This window comes from Rugamonas sp. GW822-FHT03B10, from assembly GCF_058801745.1.
In genome coordinates this window covers 1-20086 of sequence record NZ_JBXANP010000036.1, presented here as the reverse complement: position 1 = coordinate 20086, position 20086 = coordinate 1, and the positions used below count along the sequence as shown (strand labels likewise).

Genomic DNA, 20086 nt, shown 5'->3' with positions numbered 1-20086 from the left:
GGGTTCGGAGGTGGGTAGAAGAGACAGAGCGACGAGCGCGCCCGCGCCTCGGCCAAGCCCGACGCGCCGCGCGGCGCCGCGCGCGCGCGCGCGGCCGCCGCCACGGCCATGTCCAGGGATGCGGCGGGGATGGATCCGGCCAAGGTCCGGCTGGCCGTGCTGAGCGGCATCGCCGTGCTGATCGCCGCCGTGTTCGGCTACATCTACTGGCAGGCCACCACGGCGCCCGGCCCCGGCGCCCGGCTGCCCATGGTGCCCATGCCGCCGCCCGGCGCCACCAGTTCCGCGCCGGCCCAGCTGGTGGTGGCGCCCACCGACGCCGCCCAACCCGGCGCGGCCAGCGCCTCGGCCGCCGGCGTCGGCGCCGCCGGCGCCCCCGTGGCCACCGCCGCCGTTCCGGCGAACGCCCCGGTCCCCGCCAGCGCCCCCGGCGTCCCCGTCTACCCTGCCCCCGGCACCGCTGCCTACCCGGCCGCCGGCACGGCCGCACCGCGCGTCGACCTGCCCATCCCCCCGCCGTCCTCGTTGGGCGGCCCGGAAGATTACGAACGCGTCGCGCGGCAACAGCAGCAACAGGACATGTCGGCCCAGCAGGGACGCTACGGCCAGCAAGGGCAGAACCTGCCGCAGGCGGCGGACGGCCGCCCGGCGCCGGGTCCGGACATGCCGGCCCCGCTGGCCGCGCCCGACAGCGGCGACATCAAGGTGGCGCGCAGCAGCCTGCCGCCGCAGGCCGATCCGGCCCTGCAGGCGGGCTACCAGGCCTTCAACAGCGGCGACCTGGCGCTCGCCCAGCAGCAATACGCGCAGGCCCTGCGCAGCGACCCCAACAACCGCGACGCGCTGCTGGGCACGGCCGCCGTCGCCCTGCGCCAGCGCCAGGACCAGCAGGCGGCGGCCATCTACGGCCGCCTGCTGGAGCTGGACCCGAACGACGGCGACGCGCTGGCCGGCCTGATGGGCCTGCGCCAGGGCGACCCGGCCCAGGCCGAGCTGCGCCTGAAGACCGTGCTCACCCGCACGCCCGACGCGGCCCCGGTCCAGTTCGCGCTGGGCAACCTGTACGCGCGCCAGGGCCGCTGGTCCGAGGCCCAGCAAGCCTACTTCCGGGCCTGGTCGGCCGCCCCCGGCAACGCCGACTACGCCTACAACCTGGCCATCGGCCTGGACCGGCTGAACCAGGCCAAGCTGGCGCTGACCTATTACCAGAAGGCGCTGGCGCTGGCCCAGGACACGCCGGCCAGCTTCGACCGCGCGGCGTTGCGCCTGCGCCTGCACCAGTTGAGCCTGCTGAACCAGCCGGCCCGCCCCGGCCAGCCATAAGCCATTGATATGCGAGCAACAAGGCAAGCGGCGCCCGGCGCGCCGCCATTGACGGAACACCATGGCAGAACAACCTAAAATCCCGCTCGGCAAGCTGCTGATCCAGAAAGGCGTGATCAGCGAGGACCAGCTGCGCATCGCGCTGATCGAGCAAAAGCGCAGCCAGGAGCCGCTGGGCAAGCTGCTCATCACGCTCGGCTTCGTCACCGAGGCCACGGTGCGCGAGGCGCTGTCGAAGAACCTGAACCAGCAAAGCGCCGACCTCAACAGCCTGGTGGTGGACGCCATCGCCCTCAAGCTGATCCCCAAGGACGTGGCCAAGCGCTACCGGGTGTTCCCCATCGTCTACGAGCGCCACAGCGACAACCTGATCCTGGCCATGTCCGACACCAGCAACATCGTGGCGCTGGACCAGATCAGCGCCATGCTGGTCAAGGGCATCACCATCACGCCGCTCTTGGCCGGCGAATCGGACATCCAGCGCGCCATCGACCAGTACTACGGCTTCGAGCTGTCGATCGACGGCATCCTGCACGAGATCGAGACGGGCGAGGTCAACTACGCCAGCATCGCCGGCAGCACCTCGGACGAGTACAGCCAGCCCATGGTGCGCCTGATCGACGCGCTCTTGGCCGACGCGGTGCAGAACGGCGCCTCCGACATCCACTTCGAGCCCGAGCAATCGTTCCTGCGCATCCGCTACCGCATCGACGGCATCCTGCGCCAGATCCGCAGCCTGCACAAATCGTACTGGCCGGCCATGGCCGTGCGCCTGAAGGTGATCTCGAACATGAACATCGCCGAGACCCGCGCGCCGCAGGACGGCCGCATCTCGATCAAGTTCTCGGGCCGCCAGATCGACTTCCGCGCCTCGGCCCAGCCCACCACCCACGGCGAGAACGTGGTGCTGCGCGTGCTGGACCGGCAAAAAGGCATCGTGCCGCTCGACGGCCTGGGCCTGGGCGAGAACGAGCTCAATCTGCTCAAGCTGATGATCGCCCGCCCCGACGGCGTGATCCTGGTGACGGGGCCGACCGGCTCGGGCAAGACCACGACCCTGTATTCCATCCTCAACCACATCAACACGGAGAGCGTCAACATCATGACGCTGGAGGACCCGGTCGAATACCCGATGAACATGATCCGCCAGACGTCGGTCAACGAGTCGGCCAAGATGGGCTTCGCGGACGGCATCCGCTCGATGATGCGGCAGGACCCCGACATCATCCTGGTGGGCGAGATCCGCGACCAGGAGACGGCCGAGATGGCGTTCGCGGCCGCCATGACCGGCCACCAGGTCTATTCCACGCTGCACACCAATTCGGCCATCGGTTCCGTCACCCGCCTGCTCGACATCGGCATCCTGCCCGACATCATGGCCGGCAACATCATCGGCATCGTGGCGCAGCGCCTGGTGCGCAAGCTGTGCACGCACTGCCGCGAACCGTTCGAGGCCGATCCGCTCGAACGCCGCCTGCTGGGCCTGCCCACGCCGCCGGCCCGCGACGGCGAGCAGGAGCCGCTTGCGCCGCAGACCATCTACCGCGCCGTCGGCTGCGAGCGCTGCGCGCACCAGGGCTACAAGGGCCGCATCGCCATCATGGAACTGCTCAAGATGACGGGCGAGCTCGACGAGCTGATCGCGCGCCGCGCCTCCTCGCGCGAACTGAAGACGGCGGCCACGGCCGGCGGCTTCCACTCGCTGGTGGACGACGGCGTGCGCCGCGTGCTCGAGGGCGTGACCACGCTGGAGGAGGTGGCGCGCGTGGTGGACCTGACCGACAGGCTGAGCTGATGCCCCAATACATCTACCGCGCCATGGACGCCGGCGGCCAGCTGTTGCCGGGCAATATGGACGCCGCCAACGAGCCGGACCTGGAATTGCGCCTGAGCCGCATGGGCCTGGACCTGGTCGACTGCAAGGTCACGCGCCAGAAGGTGGTGGCCATCAAGCGCGTGATCACGCGCAAGGACCTGATCAACTTCTGCTTCCACATGGAGCAGCTGACGGCGGCCGGCGTGCCCATCCTCGAAGGGCTCGACGACCTGCGCGAGAGCATGGACCACCCGCGCTTCCGCGAAGTGATCACCGACCTGATCGAGAGCATCGAGGGCGGCCTGCAGCTGTCGACGGCGCTGGCCGTCTATCCGGACGTGTTCGACATCACCTTCACCAGCCTGATCTCGGCCGGCGAACACAGCGGCAAGCTGGCCGAGGTGTTCAAGAACCTGTCGGAAAGCCTCAAATGGCAGGACGAGCTGGCGGCCCAGACCAAGAAGATGATCATGTACCCGGCCGTGGTGGGGGTGGTGGTGACCGGCGTGACGTTCTTCCTGATGATCTACCTGGTGCCCCAATTGACGGCCTTCATCAAGAACATGGGCAACACCCTGCCGCTGCACACGCTCGCGCTGATCTTCGTGTCCAACATCTTCATCCACTACTGGTATGTGCTGCTGGCGCTGCCCGTGGTGCTGTGGTTCGGCGCCAAGGCCTGGCTGGCCCGCAGCGAGGCGGCGCGCTACCGCTTCGACGCGCTGCAACTGCGGATCTGGATGGTGGGCCCGGTGCTGCACAAGGTGATCCTGGCCCGCTTTGCCACCTTCTTCGCGCTGATGTATGCTTCCGGCATCACCATCCTCGAATGCATCCGCCTGTCCGAGGGCATCGTCGGCAACCGCGTGGTGGCGGCCGGCCTGCGCCAGGCGGCGCGCCTGATCTCCGAGGGCCAGGGCGTGACGGCCGCGTTCCAGAACACCGGCATCTTCCCGCCGCTGGTGATCCGCATGCTCAAGGTGGGCGAGGCCACCGGCGCGCTCGACGGCGCGCTGCGCAACGTGGCCTATTTCTACAACCGTGAAGTGAAGGAAATGATCGAGAAGGTGCAGGCGATGATAGAACCGGCCATCACCGTGGTGCTGGGCCTGCTGCTGGGCTGGATCATGCTGTCGGTGCTGGGCCCGATTTACGACACGATCAGCAAGATCAAGACCTGAGGCCGCCGTGCTGCGCAACCATCTACTCTACCTCACCAGCGAACAACTGTGCGTCTACCACTGGCGCCTGGGCACGCTGACGGCCGGCCCCTGCTTCGCGCCGGACGAGGACGGCATCGACGCCTTCATGGACTACATCGACACCGTGCCCGTCGGCCCGTGCTGGCTGCTCACCGACCTGATCGAGGAGGACTACCACCGCCTCACGCTGCCGCACGTGAACGGCAAGGCCGGGCGCCAGATGCTGCAGCGCCGGCTGCTGCAGCAATACCGCGAGACGCCGTACCGCCACGTGAGCATCCAGGGCCGCGAGCCCGAGGGCCGGCGCGACGACATCGCCCTGCTCAGCGGCCTGACCAACCCGTCCATCGTGCAGCCGTGGATCGCCGCGCTCGAGGCCTTGAAGGCGCCGCTGGCCGGCCTGTACACGACCACCCTGATCAGCGACCTGCTGCGCCGCAAGCTGGGCCTGCGCCACGCCCACCTGCTGCTGGTGACGGAGCAGTCGGGCGGCCTGCGCCAGACCTACTTCCGCGACGGCCAGCTCAAGTTCTCGCGCCTGACGCTGGCCATCGACCGCGACGGCGTGCCCGTCAACGTGGCCGCCGAGACCGGCAAGACGCTGCAGTTCCTGACCAGCGTGCACCTGATCGAACGCGGCGACGTGCTGCACACGGCCATCGTGACCCCGGCCGACCAGATCGAGCGGCTGTCGGCCCTGTGCCGCAACGGGCCCGAGACGGCCTACCATTTCATCCCGATGGAGACGGCGGCCGCCAAGGTGGGCCTGGCCGACACGCCGCGCCTGGCCGACACCGTGCTGCTCAAGCTGCTGGGCACCGAACTGCCGCGCAGCCACTACACGCTGGGCGAGGCGCGCCGCTACTACCAGCTGTGGTGGGCGCGGGTGGCCATGTACGGCGCCAGCGCCGCCATCCTGAGCTGCACCCTGATGTGGGCCGCCGTCAGCCTGTGGCGCGCCAGCGAGGCCGACAACGCCGCCGTGCGCATGCGCGCCGAGACGGCCCGCTACGACAGCCAGTACCAGAGCGTGATGTCGGACATGCCGCCGGCCGTGGCCAGGACGGCCAACATGAAGGCGGCCGTGGCCATCGAGCGCATGCTGGCCGAGCAGGGCCCGATGCCGCTGCCCATGGTGCGCATGCTCTCCGAGGCGCTGGAGCAGGCGCCGTTGATCAGACTGAACCGGCTCGACTGGCGCGTCAACCTGCCCGGCGCCGCGCCGGCGCCGGCCGGCATGCAGTCGCCGGCCGACAGCGGCGCCACCGCGCCGGTGCCGTCCCGCCTGCTGGGCCTGCCCACGGCGCCGCCCCAGGCGCTGCACGTGGAGGCCGAGATCGGCGGCCCGCAGGACGATTACCGGGCCGCGCTGGACGCCATGCGCCAGTTCGCCCAGCGCCTGGCGGCCATGCCCCACATGACGGTGGAGATCGAATCGCAGCCGCTCGACACCCGGCCCAACGTCAAGCTGAGCGGCAAGGCCGGCATGGTGGCCGGCGGCGCGGCCACGGAAACACCGAAATTCGCCCTGAACCTGCTATGGAATCCCTGATGAACGCAGCCGCCGCCGTCCCCGGCAAGAAGAACAAGCCGGCCATCGCCATCGCCGTGCCCTACTGGGTGCGCGAGTTCGCGCTGATCCGCTGGGGTGTCGCCGCGCTCACCTGCGCCGTGGCCGTGGGCGTGGCGACGGTGCTCTACAGCAATGGCCAGCTGCGCGACGCCAGCGCCACCCGCACCCACGTGCAGCAGGTGCGCGACGCGGCCTATGCGCGCTACGCCGACGCCGACAACGAGAAGCGCGAGATCCGCAGCTTCCAGCCCAAATTCATCGTCATGCGCGACCGCGGCCTGGTCGGCGACGAGAACCGCCTGGGCTGGCTGGACGCCATCCGCCGCATCCAGGAGGAGCGCCGGCTGATGCCGATCAGCTACGAGATCGCGCCCCAGCAGCCGGTCGCGCTGGAGCCGGGCGTGGCCAGCGGCGACTACCAGCTCCACGACAGCCGCATGAGCCTGCACATGGACCTGTTGCACGAACTGGACTTGTTCAATTTCCTGGAGGACTTGCGCGCCAGCAGCTATTTCGCGCTGCAGGACTGCACCATCAAGCGGCTGAGCGGCAACCTCAGCCAGGCCGGCGCGCCCTTGCTGTCGGCCGACTGCACGCTGAACTGGCTCACGCTGACCCCGACGACACCCGGCGCGGGCGGCGCGGGCAGCGCGGTCGCCCGGAGGAAGCCATGAGCGGCCCGTCCAGGCGCACGGGCCCGCCCCCGGCGCGCGGCGGCCGGCGTCCCTCCGTCCCGTCGCCGCTGGCGCTGGGCCTGGCGGCCTTGCTGGCCGCGCTGGCCGCCCCGGCGCCGGCCCAGACCCTGGGACTGGGCCGGCTGTTCACCTCGACCGAGGAGCGGCTGTCCCTCGACATGCAGCGCGGCGCCAGTCTGCCGCCCCAGCCCGGCCAACCGGCCGGGCCGGCCGAACCCGTGCAGTTGAACGGCGTGGTCCGGCGCAGCAGCGGCAAGTCCACCGTCTGGATCAACCAGGTGCCGCACGCCGACAGCGACGCCCAGCTGCGCGCGGACCAGTCCGTCAAGTTGCGGCTGTCGTCGGGGCGCACCGTGGTGCTCAAGCCGGGCCAACGTTTCGATCCCGCCGATGGCACGGTACAAGAAGCGACCGGGCGCTGAGCAGCGCGGCGCGGCCCTGCTGCTGCTGTTGGCGCTGATGGGCGTGGGCGCGGCCAGCCTGCTGATCACGGCCTTCAGCGGCGGCGACCGCGAGGCCCGCCACACCCGCCAGACGCTGGACCGGCTGGCGGCCGCCACCGACGCGCTGGTCGGCTACGCCACGGCCCAGGGCCGCCTGCCGCGTCCGGCCATCTCGGCCACGGACGGGCGCGAGCGGCCCGCGCCGTGCGCCTCGGAGGCCGATTGCACCGGCTTTCTGCCGTGGGTGGCGCTCGGCGTGGAGGGCGCCGACGCCTGGGGCAAGCGGCTGCGCTACAGCGTCACGCCGGCCTACACGGTGGCGCCGGTGCTGCGCATCTCGACCGTCGCCACCAAGACCGTGCAGACCCGCTTCGGCAGCGGCGCGCTGGCCTACCTGGCCGGCCAGGGCAGCTGCGAACTGGGCGCCCAGTGCGTGCCGCTGGTGGTGCTGTCGCAGGGACGCGAGAATTTCGGCAGCACGGTCTTGGGCATCGTCCAGCCCAACACGGCCAGCGGCAACGTGGACGAACAGCTCAACGACCAGGGCAGCGCCCACTTCATCAGCCGCGCCGCCACCACGGACGCCGGCGTCCCCGGCGGCGTGTTCGACGACCTGGTGGCGTTCGTGCCCCTGGACTTTTTATACCAACAGATGGGAGCGGCGCGCAAGCTGCCGTGACGACATGAAGCGCACACAACACGGTTTTACCCTGGTCGAGATCGCCATCGTGCTGGTCATCGTCGGCCTCATGATCGGCGGCCTGATCACGCCGCTGAGCGCCCAGCTCGAACAGCGCCGCGTGGGCGACACGCAAAAGGCGCTCGACGACGCGCGCGAGGCGCTGATCGGCTTCGCGCTGCGCAACGGCTACCTGCCCTGCCCCGCCGTCTCGGCCAGCAACGGCCTCGAGGACCGCAGCGAGAACCGCTGCCGCGGCGAGCGGCGGGTCGGCTACCTGCCGTGGGCCACGCTGGGCTTGGGCAAGCTCGACAGCTGGAACCGGCTGTACCGCTACAGCGTCTCGCCCGGCTTCAGCGACAGCGGCGTGCATTTCAACTTCCAGACCGCGCGCGACATCAGCATCGCCACCCGCGACGGCGGCGGCAACCTGGTGCCGGCCACGCTGGCCAACGACATCCCGGCCGTCATCGTGTCGCACGGCAAGAACGGCTTCGGCGCCAGCACCGACCAGGGCACGCTGGTGGCCGACACCTCGGCCACCAACCTCGACGAGAAGGTCAACGCCAGCTCGGCCAACGCCTTCATCGCCCGCGACGCCAGCGACAACCCGGCCGCGCCGGGCGGCGAATACGACGACCTGGTCACGTGGGTGTCGCCCTACATCCTGTTCAACCGCCTGGTGGCGGCCCAGCGGCTGCCGTGAACGTGGCCGCGCCCATCCTCGTCATCGCCCGCCACACGCTGCGTGAAGGGCTGCGCAACCGGCTGCTGTGGCTGCTGCTGCTGGCCGCCTGCGGCGCCATCGGCGCCAGCGGCCTGCTGCGCGACGTGGCCCTGACCGAAAGCGGCCAGTTGCAGACGGCCCTGCTGGCGGCCGTGCTGCGGCTGACGGCCGCGTTCCTGGTGGCCACCTTCGTCGTCACCAGCATGGTGCGCGAGGCCAACGACAAGGGCCAGGAGCTGCTGCTGGCGCTGCCCCTGCCGCGCGCCGCCTGGCTGCTGGGCAAGCTGACCGGCTTCGCCGCGCTGGCCGTGCTGCCGGCCGCCTTGTTCGGCGCGCTGGCGCTGGCCGTGGCGCCGGCCGGCCAGGCCGTCCTGTGGAGCGCGTCGCTGCTGGCCGAACTGTGGATTGTGGCCGCCTTCAGCGTGCTGTGCATGCTGACCCTGAACCAGGTGCTGCCGGCCCTGGCCGCCGCGTGCGCGTTCTACCTGCTGGCCCGCACGGCCGCCGCCTTGCAGCTGCTGGCGCACGGCCCCGGCCCGCACAATGGCCTGCTGACGCGGGCCATCGACGCGCTGGCCCTGCTGCTGCCCAACCTGGACGCCTACGCCCGGACCGACTGGCTGCTGTACCACGGCGGCACGGGCGCCGAGCTGGCCGCCATCGCCGTCCAGAGCGCGATCTACGTCACGCTGCTGACGGCGGCCGCCCTGTTCGACCTGTACCGCAAGAATTTCTGATGGACCAGCGCCCCCTGCGCCACCTGCCCCGCGCCGTGCCGGTTCTGCTGGCGCTGGCGCTGGCCGCGCAATTGTGGTGGCAGGCCGGCCACCGGCCGCCGTCGCCGGCCGCGCGGCCGCTGCCGCCCCCGCCGTCGCTGGCCACGCTGCAACTGGCCAGCCTGGGCGAGCGGGCCGCGCTGTCGCGCGTGCTGATGCTGTACGTGCAGGGCTGGGACGACCAGCCCGGCGTCAGCCTGCCGTGGCGCAGCCTCGACTACGAGCGCCTGGCCCAATGGCTGGGCCGGGCGCTCGACCTCGACCCGCGCAGCCAGTACCCGCTGCTGGCCGCCAGCACCGTGTACACGGCCGTGGACGACCCGGCGCGCGTGCGCCGGATGCTGGACTTCGTCTACCAGCGCTTCGACGCCGACCCCGACCGGCGCTGGCCGTGGCTGGCGCAAGCCGCCATCATCGCCCGCCACCGGCTGCACGACCTGCCGCTGGCGCGCCGCTACGCGCGCGCCATCCGGCTGCGGGCGACGGGCCCGCGGGTGCCGCCGTGGGCGCGCGAACTGGAGGGCTTCGTGCTCGAGGACATGAACGAACTGGCCGCCGCGCGCGCCCTGATCGGCGGCCTGCTGCACGACGGCAGCATCACCGACCCCAACGAGCTGCGCTTCCTGGCGCGCCGGCTCGACGCACTGCAGGCCAAGGGACCGTGAATCGTGCGCCCCTTCCGCTGCGGCGCGGCATTCTTTATGATGCGCAATTCGCTCAGGAAATGTAATATAGCCTAATGCCTCGAAAGGAATCTCTCATGCAACGTCCACCTGCGCGCGGCCCGGCCCAACGTGGCTTCACCCTGGTTGAAATCGCCATCGTCCTCGTCATCATCGGCCTGCTGCTGGGCGGCGTGCTCAAGGGCCAGGGGCTGATCGACAGCGCCAAGGTCAAGAACATCATCCAGCAATCGAATTCGCTGTCGGCCGCCGTGAACGCCTATCAGGACAAGTTCCGCGCCCTGCCCGGCGACGACGTGCAGGGCACCATCCACGCGCCCGGCGCCACCGGCAACGGCAACGGCGACGGCCAGATCGCCGAATACCAGCTGGCGCCGCAGCACCTGGCGCTGGCCGGCTTCATCACCGGATCGTACAACGGCAGCACCGACTTCATGACCAGCGCCCAGGGCGGCGCCGTCTACATCTACAACGACATCGTGGCCGGCCGCGGCGGCAACGGCATCCGCTTCGACAACCTGCCCGACTCGTTCGCCGAGCAGATCGACAGCAAGCTCGACGACGGCAAGTTCAACACCGGCTCGGTGCGCGCGACCGGCAACTACACCAACAACGGCACCATCATCACCCGCACCGCGCTGTTCTTCTGACCACGACAACCGGGGTCAGGTCATGCCATCACACAAGATGCCCGATGGCATGACCTGACCCCGGTTTATCCGGGAGGCAGCATGTTCGAAGAATTCATCGGCACCAAGGCCGTGTCGGCGCGCCACCAGTTCGACGTGGCCGCGCTCGACGCCTATCTGCGCCGGCACGTGGCCGGCTACCCGGCCGGCACCCTCACGGTCGAACAATTCAAGGGCGGCCAGTCCAACCCGACCTTCAAGCTCGGCATCGGCGGCCAGCATTACGTGCTGCGCACCAAGCCGGCGCCGGCCGCCAGACTGCTGCCGTCGGCGCACGCCATCGAGCGCGAATTCCGCGTCATGGATGCGTTGCAGCAGGCCGGCTTCCCGGCGCCGCGCCAACACCTGCTGTGCAACGACGAGGAGGTGATCGGGCGCGCCTTCTACCTGATGGAATGCGTGGAGGGGCGGGTGCTGTGGGACCAGGCCCTGCCCGGCATGACGCCGGCCGAACGGGCCGCCATCTACGACGAGATGAACCGCGTGATCGCGCAACTGCACACGATCGACTACGCCGCCATCGGCCTGGCCGAGTACGGCAAGCCCGGCAATTACTTCGCGCGCCAGATCGAGCGCTGGAGCAAGCAATACATGGCCTCGCGGACCGAGCCCATCGCGGCGATGGATGCGCTGATCGCGTGGCTGCCGCACCACATTCCGCCCGGCGAGGACACCACCATCGTGCACGGCGACTTCCGCCTCGACAACCTGCTGTTCCATCCGACCGAGCCGCGCATCCTGGCGGTGCTGGACTGGGAACTGTCGACCCTGGGCCACCCGTTCGCCGATTTCTCCTACCATTGCATGAGCTGGCACATCGCGCCGGGCCAGTTCCGCGGCATCGCCGGGCTCGACCTGGCGGCGCTGGGCATCCCGTCGCAACAGCAGTACCTGGCCCGCTACGCCGAGCGCACCGGCAAGGCCATCCGCCCGGACGACTTCAATTTCTACCTGGCGTTCAATATGTTCCGGCTGGCGAGCATCATGCAGGGCATCATGAAGCGCCACGTCGACGGCACGGCCGCCAGCGCCCAGGCGCTGGAATCGGGCCGGATGGCGCGTCCCATGGCCGAGCTCGCATGGGATTACGCGAGCGGGCGCAAGCGCGTCTGACCGGGCCCGTCCGACGGGGCCGGCGCCGGCAGCGCCCTTGGCCCGGGCACGCCGACGGCGGCGCGCACGGCCCGCGCCGTCGCACGCGACGCTTTCTCAAAACGCCGGGCTGGGCTACTATCATGCTGCCTGCGATCGTCGCCGCCCGCCGTGGGGCCGCGCGGCCGGCGCCGGCTCATTTGGGGTCCCCGCATTGCCAGAACAACCGAGTCCATCCCTGCCGTCGATACGCTCGCAGATCGCGCTGCTGGTGCTGGCCTGCGCGCTGCCCACGGTGATCGGCTTCGGCGCCCTGGTCAGCCAGCTGTACGACCGCGAGCACGCGGCGCTGCGCGAAGGCACGCTGGACGTGGCGCGCGCGGTGGCCGCCGCCATCGACCGCGACCTGGCCCAGAGCGCCAGCGCGGCCCAGGCCCTGGCCACCTCGCCCAGCCTGCAAAGCGGCGACCTGGCCGGTTTTCGGGAACAGGCCGCCCGCCTGCTGGTGCCGCAATTCCCCGGCGCGCGCTTCCTGCTCAGCGACAGCCGCGGCGCGCCGCTGCCGGCCGCCGGCGAGTCGGTGGCCAGCGCCTTCGGCGCGCGCCGCAACGCGGCGCGCCTGCGCGCGCTGCTGGCCGCGCCGGCGGCGGACGCGCCGCCGCAACCGGCCGTGTCGGTCCTGTACGACCACGACCAGGCCGTGCTGGCCGTGGACGTGCCGGTGCGCCACAACGGCAGGACGCGCTATGCGCTGACGGTGCTGCTCAAGCCGGACCGGCTGGCGCGCACCCTGATCGACGCGCAGGTCACCAGCCGCCACAGCGTGTCCCTGTACAACCGCGACGGCGTGCTGGTGGCCCATTACGGCAACGGCGGCGACGTGGTGGGCCAGCTCGCGCCGCCCGCGCTGCGCGTGCCACTGGGGCTGGCGCATGAGACCTTGCTCGACACCCGGGCCGCCGACGGCACGCCGATCTACCTGGGCCTGAACCGGGCGCCGGCCAGCGGGCTGGCCGTGGCCGTGGCCGCCCCCCGCTCGCTGGCCAACGACCGCCTGCTGCAGACGGTGAGCACGGTGGCGCTGGCGCTGCTGCTGTTGCTGGCGACCGGCTTCTCGCTGGCGTGGGTGGTGGGCGGGCGCATCAGCCGTTCCGTGCGGGCCCTGCTGGCGCCGGCCCAGGCGCTGGCCAGCGGCGCGCCGTTCACGCTCGCCCCCATGACGTTCCGCGAGGCCGAGGCCGTGGGGCTGGCGCTGCGCTCGTTGGAAAGCGATCTGCGGCGCCACCGCACGGAACTGGCGGCGCTGGTGGCCGAGCGCACGGCCCAGCTGGAACGGGAACGGGCCCAGCTCGAAAGCCTGTACGCGACGGCGCCCGTGGGCCTCAGCTACGTGGACCCGCAATTGCGCGTGGTGCGCATCAACGACTACCAGGCCGCCTACAACGCCCGGCCCGTGGCGGCCCACCTGGGCCAGCCCATCGCCGCCATGATCACCGACCCCGAGGTGCGGCGCAGCGTGCTGCACGACTATGGCACCGTGCTGCAGACCGGCAAGCCGCTGGTGGGCATCGAACGCACCGGCGCGAGCGCGGCCGCGCCGGGCCGCAGCAGCCACTGGATCGTCAGCTACTACCCGCAGTTCGACGCCGACGGCGCCATCGCCGGCATCACCAGCGTGCTGCTCGACATCAGCGAACTGAAGCGCGCGGAGGCGGCCCTGCGCCAGTCGCGCCAGCTGTTCCAGTCGGTGGTCGAGCACATGCCGGCCACCATCTTCGTCAAACGGGCGGCCGACCTGCGCTACGAGATGTTCAACCGCTACGGCGAAACGCTGCTGGGCCGGCGACGGGCCGAGGTGCTGGGCAAGACCGATTACGACATCATGCCGGCCGCCCAGGCCGAGGCCTTCGGCGCCGACGACCGGCGCGTGCTGGCCTCGGGCCAGGTCAGCGAGGTGGAACAGGAACTGCTGACGGCCGACGGCGGTCCGCCGCACTTCCTGACCACGCGCAAGGTGGCGCTGCGCGACGAGCACGGCCACGTCACCCACCTGCTCGGCATCGCGCTCGACATCACGGAGCGGCGCCGGGCCGAGGCCGTGCTCCATTCGACGGCCGAACGGCTGGCCCAGAGCGAACAGTTCCTGCGCGCCGTGACCGACAACCTGCCCGGCATGGTGGCCTACTGGGACGCCAACCTGCAATGCCGCTTCGCCAACCGCTACTTCCTCGAATGGCACAGCCGCGACGCCGGCCACATCATCGGCGCGCGCATGACCGAGGTGCTCGACAACGCCCGCTACGCGCTGTGCGCCCCGTACGTGGCCGGCGCCCTGGCCGGCATGGCCCAGGGCTTCGAGAGCCGGCTGGCGTGGCCGTCGGGCGCCATCAGCTACACCTGGGTCAACTTCATCCCCGACCACGACGAGCACGACCAGGTGCGCGGCTTCTTCGTGCTCGAATCGGACGTGACGGAACTGAAGGAGACGGAACTGCACCTGCAGCGCCTGAACGATGAACTGCGGCAGGCGCGCGACAAGGCCGAGGCGGCCAGCCGGGCCAAGAGCGAGTTCGTGGCCAACATGAGCCACGAGATCCGCACCCCGATGAACGCCATCATCGGGCTGGCGCGGCTGCTGCAGGACGCCCCGCTGGCCCAGCGCGAGCGCAGCTACCTCGACAAGATCCAGCTGGCCACCCAGTCGCTGCTGTCGCTGGTGAACGACGTGCTCGACATCTCGCGCATCGAATCGGGCCAGCTGGTGCTCGAATCGGTGCGCTTCCAGTTCGAGCATGTGCTCAACAGCGTGAGCGTGATGGTGGCCGCCAGCGCCTGGGACAAGGGCGTGGAACTGGTGTACGACATCGACGCGCGCGTGCCGCGCGAACTGCTGGGCGACGCCATGCGCCTGCAGCAGTTGCTGCTCAACCTGGTCAGCAACGCCATCAAGTTCACGCCGCAGGGCGAAGTCAAGCTGTCGGTGGCGCTGCTGGCCGGCACCGAGGCCGACGTCACGCTGGAGATCGTGGTGCGCGACACCGGCATCGGCATCACGGCCGAACAGCAGCAGCACATCTTCGACGCCTTCTCGCAGGGCGACAGCAGCACCAGCCGCAAATACGGCGGCGCCGGCCTGGGGCTGGCCATCTGCCGCCGCATCGTCCAGCTCAAGGGCGGCACGCTGACCGTGGACAGCGCCCCCGGCAAGGGCGCCGCGTTCCGCGCCGTGTGCTCGCTCAGGCGCGCCGACGCGCACGACACCGGCTGCCTGCCCGACAGCGACGCCGTGCGCGGCCTGCGCCTGCTGGTGGCCGACGACAACGCCAGCGTGCGCGACGCGCTGCGGCGCGCCTGCGCGGCCTTCGGCTGGACGGCCAGCTGTGCCGACGGCAGCGACGCCGCGCTGGCCCTGCTCGCCGGCGGCGGCGATGGCAGCGCCCCTGCGGCGCCGGACGGATCGCGCCCCGCCGCCCCGTTCGACCTGCTGCTGCTCGACTACGACATGCTGGGCGCCGGCGACGACGGTCTGCTGGCGCGCGCGCGCGCGGCCGGCGCGGCGCTGCCGCCCGCGCTGTTGCTGGTGCCCGAGCACCACAGCGCCGACCTGGCCCACGAATGCGCGGCGCTGGGCGCGGCCGGCGTGCTGGCCAAGCCGGCCACCCCGGCCCGGCTGCTGGCGGCCGTGCGCACCGTGCGCCAGCCGGCCGCGCCGGCCCTGGCCCTGCCCTCGCACGCCCTGCGGGACCGGCTGAGCGGCATGCGCCTGCTGCTGGTGGAGGACAACCCGATCAACCAGGAAGTGGCCCAGTACCTGCTCACCCACGCCGGTGCGCAGGTGACGCTGGCCGGCAATGGCCGCCAGGCGCTGGAATTGCTGCAGCAGGCGCCCGAGCGCTACGACGCCGTGCTGATGGACATCCAGATGCCCGTCATGAACGGCTACGACGCCAGCGCGGCGGCGCGCCGCCTCGGCCTGCGCCTGCCCATCATCGCCATGACGGCCAACGTGATGGACGAGGATCTGCGGCGCGCCACCGAGGCCGGCATGGACGCCCACGTGGCCAAGCCGATCGACATCGAACAATTGCTGGGCACCCTGATCCGCCTGGCGCCGCAGGCGATCCGCCGCGCGGACCACGGCCAGCCAGCCGCATCGAACGCTGGCGGGGTTGGCGGAGCCGTCCCGGCCAGCGCCGTGCCGGCCGAACTGCCCGGCATCGACCTGGCCGCAGCCCTGCCCCGCATGGGCGGCGACTTCGGCGCGCTGGCCCAGCTGCTGCGCCGCTTCGTGCAGTCGCAGGGCGATTCGGTGGCCGAAGTGCGGCAGTCGCTGGCGGCCGGCCAGCGCCAGCAGGCGGGCCAGGCCCTGCACCGGCTGCGCGGGGTGGCCGCCAACCTGGGCGCCAGCGAGGTGGCGCGGCGCACGGTCCAGGTCGAGGCGGCGCTGCAGGATGGCCATCCCGAACAACTCGATGCCCTGCTGGCGGCGTTGCAGGCGGCGCTGGCGACGGTGGCGGCCAGCGCGCGCCGGCTGCCGGCCTCACCCGAGGGCGGCGCCACGCCGGCGTACGGCGACGCCAGCGCCACGACGCTGTTGGCGACACTGGCGCAACTGCAAGATTTACTACAAAATAACAATTTGAAAGCCCTGGCCTTGTTCCAGTCGCTGCGCCCGCACCTCGAGGCGGTGGACGGCGCGGTCACGGCGGCCCTGGCCGAGGCCGTGGAAACCCTGCAGTTCCGCGCCGCAGGCCAACTGGTCCATCAGTTGCTGCAACAAAAGGATATCGCATGAGCTGGACCGACCTCGCCGTCAACGGCCGCATCCTGATCGTCGACGACGCCATGGAGAACGTGCAGGTGCTGTACCAGGCGCTGCGCGACGAGCAGGACGTGCTGTTCGCCCTCGACGGCCCGACGGCGATCGAGATCGCGCGCCAGCAGCTGCCGGACCTGATCCTGCTCGACGCCGTGATGCCGGGCATGGACGGTTACGCCGTGTGCGCCGCGCTGCGCGCCACGCCCGAGGTGCAGGACATCCCCATCATGTTCGTGACGGCCCTGAGCCGGCCGGAGGACGAGACGCGCGCGCTGGAGGCGGGCGCCGTGGACTTCATCAGCAAGCCGTTCAACGTGGCCGTGGTGCGGGCGCGCGTGCGCACCCAGCTCACCGTCAAGCGCCAGGCCGACGCCATGCGCGAACTGACCCTGACCGACGCCCTGACCGGCGTGGCCAACCGGCGCCACTTCAACGACACGCTGGAACTGGAATGGCGGCGTTGCGCGCGCAGCGGCATGCCGCTGGCGGCCATCATGATCGACATCGACCACTTCAAGCGCTACAACGACGAATACGGCCACCAGGCCGGCGACCTGTGCCTGCAAAAGGTGGCGGCGGCCATGAAACGCTGCGCGGCGCGCCCGCAGGATTTGCTGGCGCGCTACGGCGGCGAGGAATTCATCCTGCTGCTGCCGCAGGAGGGGCTGGCCGGCGCCACGGCCGTGGCGCGCCGCATCCTCGACGAGGTGGACGCGCTGGCCCTGCCCCACAACGCCTCGCCCACCAGTTCGGTGGTGTCGGTCAGCATGGGGGTGGCGGCGATACAGCCGGGCGAGTCGGCCGGTACCGACCTGTTGATCCGCAGCGCCGACGAACAGCTATACCGCGCCAAGCAGCACGGCCGCAACCGCTACTGCGTGGCCGGCAACGGCGAGCGGCCGGCCCTCGGTATCGTCTGATCCCAAGCCGCCGCGGGCCGGCGCCCGTACATGCCCATGCCGTCCACCGTGCAGACCAGCGACCACTGCAGGGCGTCCATCGCGGCCCCCTCAGGCGTGCTGCCGGAAACCGGGCTGGGCGATGAAGCGCTCCAGGTGGTGGTCGGCGTCGCCCAGCGTCAGATCGATCATGGTCAGGCGCTTGAAGTGGTGGGCGGCCGGCAGTTCATCCGTCACCCCCATGCCGCCATGCAGTTGCACGGCCTGCTGGCCGACGAACCTGGCGGCCTGGCCGATGCGGACCTTGGCGGCCGACACCGTGCGGCGCCGCTCCTCGACGTCGTCGGAGCCGACCTTGGCCGCCGCCAGCATGGCCATGGAACGGGCCTGCTCGACGTGGATGAACATGTCGGCCATGCGGTGCTGCAGGGCCTGGAACTTGCCGATCGGGGCGCCGAACTGCGAGCGCGTCTTCAGATAGTCGAGCGTGGCGGCGAAGATGGCGTCCATCGCGCCCACCGCTTCCGCGCACAACAGCGTGGCGCCGTAGTCGGCCGCCGCGTCGAGGATGTCCCAGCCGGCGCCGGCCCGGCCCAGCAGGGCCGACGCCGGGACGGCCACGTCGCGCAGGGTGACGGTGGCGGCGCGCTGGCCGTCGATGGTGCGGTAGTCGCGCACGCCGACGCCGGGCGCGTCGGCCGCCACCACGAACAGCGAGATGCCGTCCGTGTCGCGCTGCGCGCCGGCGCTGCGGGCCGAGACGATGAAGGCGCCGGCCTGGCCGCCGTGGATCACCACCGTCTTGCTGCCGTCGATGACATAGCCGTCGCCGGCCGCGCGGGCCGTGGTGGCGATGTCGTGCAAGTCGTGGCGTGCGCCCTGTTCACCGAGCGCGCACGCCAGTTTCAGCGCGCCGCCGGCCACCTGTTCCAGCAGCGCTTCGTGGCCGCCGGCCAGCTTGAGGAAGTGCGCGCCCAGCACGGTGGCGAAATACGGCTCCACCACCAGGCCGCGTCCCAGTTCCTGCATCACCAGCAGCAGATCGACGGCGCTGCCGTCGAAGCCGCCCTGCGCCTCCGGCACCGGCAGCGCCAGCATGCCCAGTTCCGTCAGCGTGGCCCAGGCCGCGTCGGACACGCCGGCCGGCGAATGGATGATCCGGTGGCGCACGTCGAAGCCGTAATCCTTGTCGACCCAACGGCGCAGCGCATCGGCGAACTGCTGCTGTTCTTCTTTGAAAGTAAAATCCATCGCCATCCCCTCACAGTCCCAGGATCATCTGGGTGATGATGTTTTTCTGAATCTCGTTCGAGCCGCCGTAGATCGACGTCTTGCGGAAATTGAAGTAGTAGCCGGCCAGCGGCGCGGCCGCGTCGTCGCCCGTCAGGCTGTGCTCGGTCTTACCCTCCAGGTAGGCCGTGTCGAACGGCAGCGCGTCGGGGCCCAGCGCCTCGACCATCAGTTCCGTCAGCAGTTGCTGGATCTCCGAGCCGCGCACCTTGAGCATGGACGCCTCCGGTCCCGGCGCGTGCGCCTCCTGCGAGATCACGCGCAGCACCGTCGTCTCCAGCGCCATCAGCTCGATCTCCAGGCTGGCCACCTTGGCCGCGAACAGCGGATCGTGCAGCAGTGGCTTGCCGTGCTTGAGGTGTTCGGTGGCGAGCTTCTTCAGGAACAGCAGCTCGCGCTTGGAGCGGCCCACGGCAGCGATGCCGGTGCGCTCATGGCCGAGCAGGTATTTGGCGTAGGTCCAGCCCTTGTTCTCCTTGCCGATCAGGTTGGCCACCGGCACCTTGACGTTGTCGAAGAACACCTCGTTCACTTCGTGGTCCTCATCCAGCATGATGATGGGGCGCACCGTGATGCCGGGCGTCTTCATGTCGATCAGCAGGAAGGAGATGCCCTCCTGCTTGCGCACGTTGGGGTCGGTGCGCACCAGGCAGAAGATCATGTCGGCGTGCTGGCCCAGCGTGGTCCAGGTCTTCTGGCCGTTGACGATGTAATGGTCACCCACGCGCTCGGCCGTCGTCTTCAATGACGCCAGGTCGGAGCCGGAACCCGGTTCCGAGTAGCCCTGGCACCACCAGTCCTCGCACGACAAGATGCGCGGCAGGTAATACGCCTTCTGCTCCGCGTTGCCGAAGGCCATGATGACCGGCGCCACCATGTTGATGCCGAACGGCAGGATGGGCGGGGTGCCGGCGCGCGCGCACTCCTCTTCCCAGATGTGGCGCTGGGTCGCGTTCCAGCCCGTGCCGCCGTACTCCACCGGCCACGCGGGCGCGGCCCAGCCCTGCTTGGCGACGATGCGGTGCCAGCGCACGTAATCATCCTTTTGCAGGCGCAGGTGCTGGCGCACCTTCTGCTGCAGATCGCTGGGCAGGTTCGCTGCGAGGAAGGCGCGTACCGTGTCGCGGAACGCCAGATCCCCGGCCGTATAGTTCAAATCCATGCTGTCTCCTAAGATGGGCGATAAAAAAGCACGACCGTTCCAAATGATTGTACCGCAGAAGACCGCCGCGTTCGCGGCATTTTTTCGCCCATCGACATGCGCATGCGACAAGGGCCGCCGAGGCGGCGGCGCAAAAAAAAAGGCTATGTCCTCGCTAAGTGTGGGAAGTAGCCGACCGCCGAACTGAGCATGACTTCCGGGCTGGCAATGCGGTCGCC

Annotated in this window: 16 protein-coding genes; 14 read left to right on the top strand and 2 right to left on the bottom strand. The window is 70.4% G+C overall.

The annotated features are described in order from the left end of the window. The first annotated feature begins 129 nt into the window (after positions 1–129). The 14 genes from AC1RQG_RS27240 to AC1RQG_RS27175 all read left to right on the top strand — a co-directional run bounded on the left by AC1RQG_RS27240 (position 130) and on the right by AC1RQG_RS27175 (position 17437). The gene (locus tag AC1RQG_RS27240; RefSeq protein ID WP_493136436.1) at positions 130–1323 is read left to right on the top strand and encodes a tetratricopeptide repeat protein; all 1194 of its coding nucleotides are present in this window, start codon (positions 130–132) and stop codon (positions 1321–1323) included. A 61-nt stretch (positions 1324–1384) separates the two neighbouring features. Further along, positions 1385–3118: a GspE/PulE family protein gene (locus tag AC1RQG_RS27235; RefSeq protein ID WP_493136434.1), complete on the top strand. Its 1734-nt coding sequence runs from the start codon at positions 1385–1387 to the stop codon at positions 3116–3118. Next, positions 3118–4320: a type II secretion system F family protein gene (locus AC1RQG_RS27230; RefSeq protein WP_493136432.1), complete on the top strand. Its 1203-nt coding sequence runs from the start codon at positions 3118–3120 to the stop codon at positions 4318–4320. Before AC1RQG_RS27235 ends, AC1RQG_RS27230 begins: the two co-directional genes overlap by 1 nt. A 7-nt stretch (positions 4321–4327) precedes the next feature. Next, the gene (locus AC1RQG_RS27225; RefSeq protein ID WP_493136429.1) at positions 4328–5893 is read left to right on the top strand and encodes a hypothetical protein; all 1566 of its coding nucleotides are present in this window, start codon (positions 4328–4330) and stop codon (positions 5891–5893) included. After that, the gene (locus AC1RQG_RS27220) at positions 5893–6588 is read left to right on the top strand and encodes a hypothetical protein (RefSeq protein ID WP_493136427.1); all 696 of its coding nucleotides are present in this window, start codon (positions 5893–5895) and stop codon (positions 6586–6588) included. The genes AC1RQG_RS27225 and AC1RQG_RS27220 overlap by 1 nt, the downstream gene beginning before the upstream one ends. Next, positions 6585–7031, top strand: coding sequence for a hypothetical protein (locus AC1RQG_RS27215; protein ID WP_493136424.1), 447 nt, complete (start codon positions 6585–6587; stop codon positions 7029–7031). The genes AC1RQG_RS27220 and AC1RQG_RS27215 overlap by 4 nt, the downstream gene beginning before the upstream one ends. Further along, a complete protein-coding gene (locus AC1RQG_RS27210; protein ID WP_493136422.1) occupies positions 7000–7731 on the top strand; it encodes a hypothetical protein in 732 nt (243 codons plus the stop codon). The genes AC1RQG_RS27215 and AC1RQG_RS27210 overlap by 32 nt, the downstream gene beginning before the upstream one ends. A gap of 4 nt (positions 7732–7735) precedes the next feature. Continuing rightward, the gene (locus AC1RQG_RS27205) at positions 7736–8437 is read left to right on the top strand and encodes a prepilin-type N-terminal cleavage/methylation domain-containing protein (protein WP_493136419.1); all 702 of its coding nucleotides are present in this window, start codon (positions 7736–7738) and stop codon (positions 8435–8437) included. Then, positions 8434–9195: an ABC transporter permease gene (locus tag AC1RQG_RS27200; protein WP_493136417.1), complete on the top strand. Its 762-nt coding sequence runs from the start codon at positions 8434–8436 to the stop codon at positions 9193–9195. The genes AC1RQG_RS27205 and AC1RQG_RS27200 overlap by 4 nt, the downstream gene beginning before the upstream one ends. After that, positions 9195–9899 carry a hypothetical protein gene (locus tag AC1RQG_RS27195; RefSeq protein ID WP_493136414.1) on the top strand — a complete coding sequence of 235 codons (705 nt, stop codon included), beginning with the start codon at positions 9195–9197 and terminating at the stop codon, positions 9897–9899. The genes AC1RQG_RS27200 and AC1RQG_RS27195 overlap by 1 nt, the downstream gene beginning before the upstream one ends. A 95-nt stretch (positions 9900–9994) precedes the next feature. After that, a complete protein-coding gene (locus tag AC1RQG_RS27190; RefSeq protein ID WP_493136412.1) occupies positions 9995–10567 on the top strand; it encodes a prepilin-type N-terminal cleavage/methylation domain-containing protein in 573 nt (190 codons plus the stop codon). Between the two features lie 81 nt (positions 10568–10648). Continuing rightward, the gene (locus tag AC1RQG_RS27185) at positions 10649–11719 is read left to right on the top strand and encodes a phosphotransferase (protein WP_493136410.1); all 1071 of its coding nucleotides are present in this window, start codon (positions 10649–10651) and stop codon (positions 11717–11719) included. Between the two features lie 193 nt (positions 11720–11912). Beyond that, positions 11913–16493 (top strand): PAS domain-containing protein, encoded by a 4581-nt coding sequence (locus tag AC1RQG_RS27180; protein ID WP_493136408.1) that lies wholly within the window; start codon positions 11913–11915, stop codon positions 16491–16493. Next, positions 16490–17437, top strand: a complete 948-nt coding sequence (locus AC1RQG_RS27175) for a diguanylate cyclase domain-containing protein (protein WP_493136405.1) — start codon at positions 16490–16492, stop codon at positions 17435–17437. Before AC1RQG_RS27180 ends, AC1RQG_RS27175 begins: the two co-directional genes overlap by 4 nt. Before the next feature lie 90 nt (positions 17438–17527). On the opposite strand, the gene AC1RQG_RS27170 is transcribed toward AC1RQG_RS27175, so the two are convergent. Then, complete coding sequence (locus AC1RQG_RS27170) at positions 17528–18667, bottom strand: acyl-CoA dehydrogenase family protein (RefSeq protein WP_493136402.1); 1140 nt, start codon at positions 18665–18667, stop codon at positions 17528–17530. Positions 18668–18677: 10 nt separating this feature from the next. Then, complete coding sequence (locus AC1RQG_RS27165) at positions 18678–19868, bottom strand: acyl-CoA dehydrogenase family protein (RefSeq protein WP_493136400.1); 1191 nt, start codon at positions 19866–19868, stop codon at positions 18678–18680. Between the last annotated feature and the right edge of the window lie 218 nt (positions 19869–20086).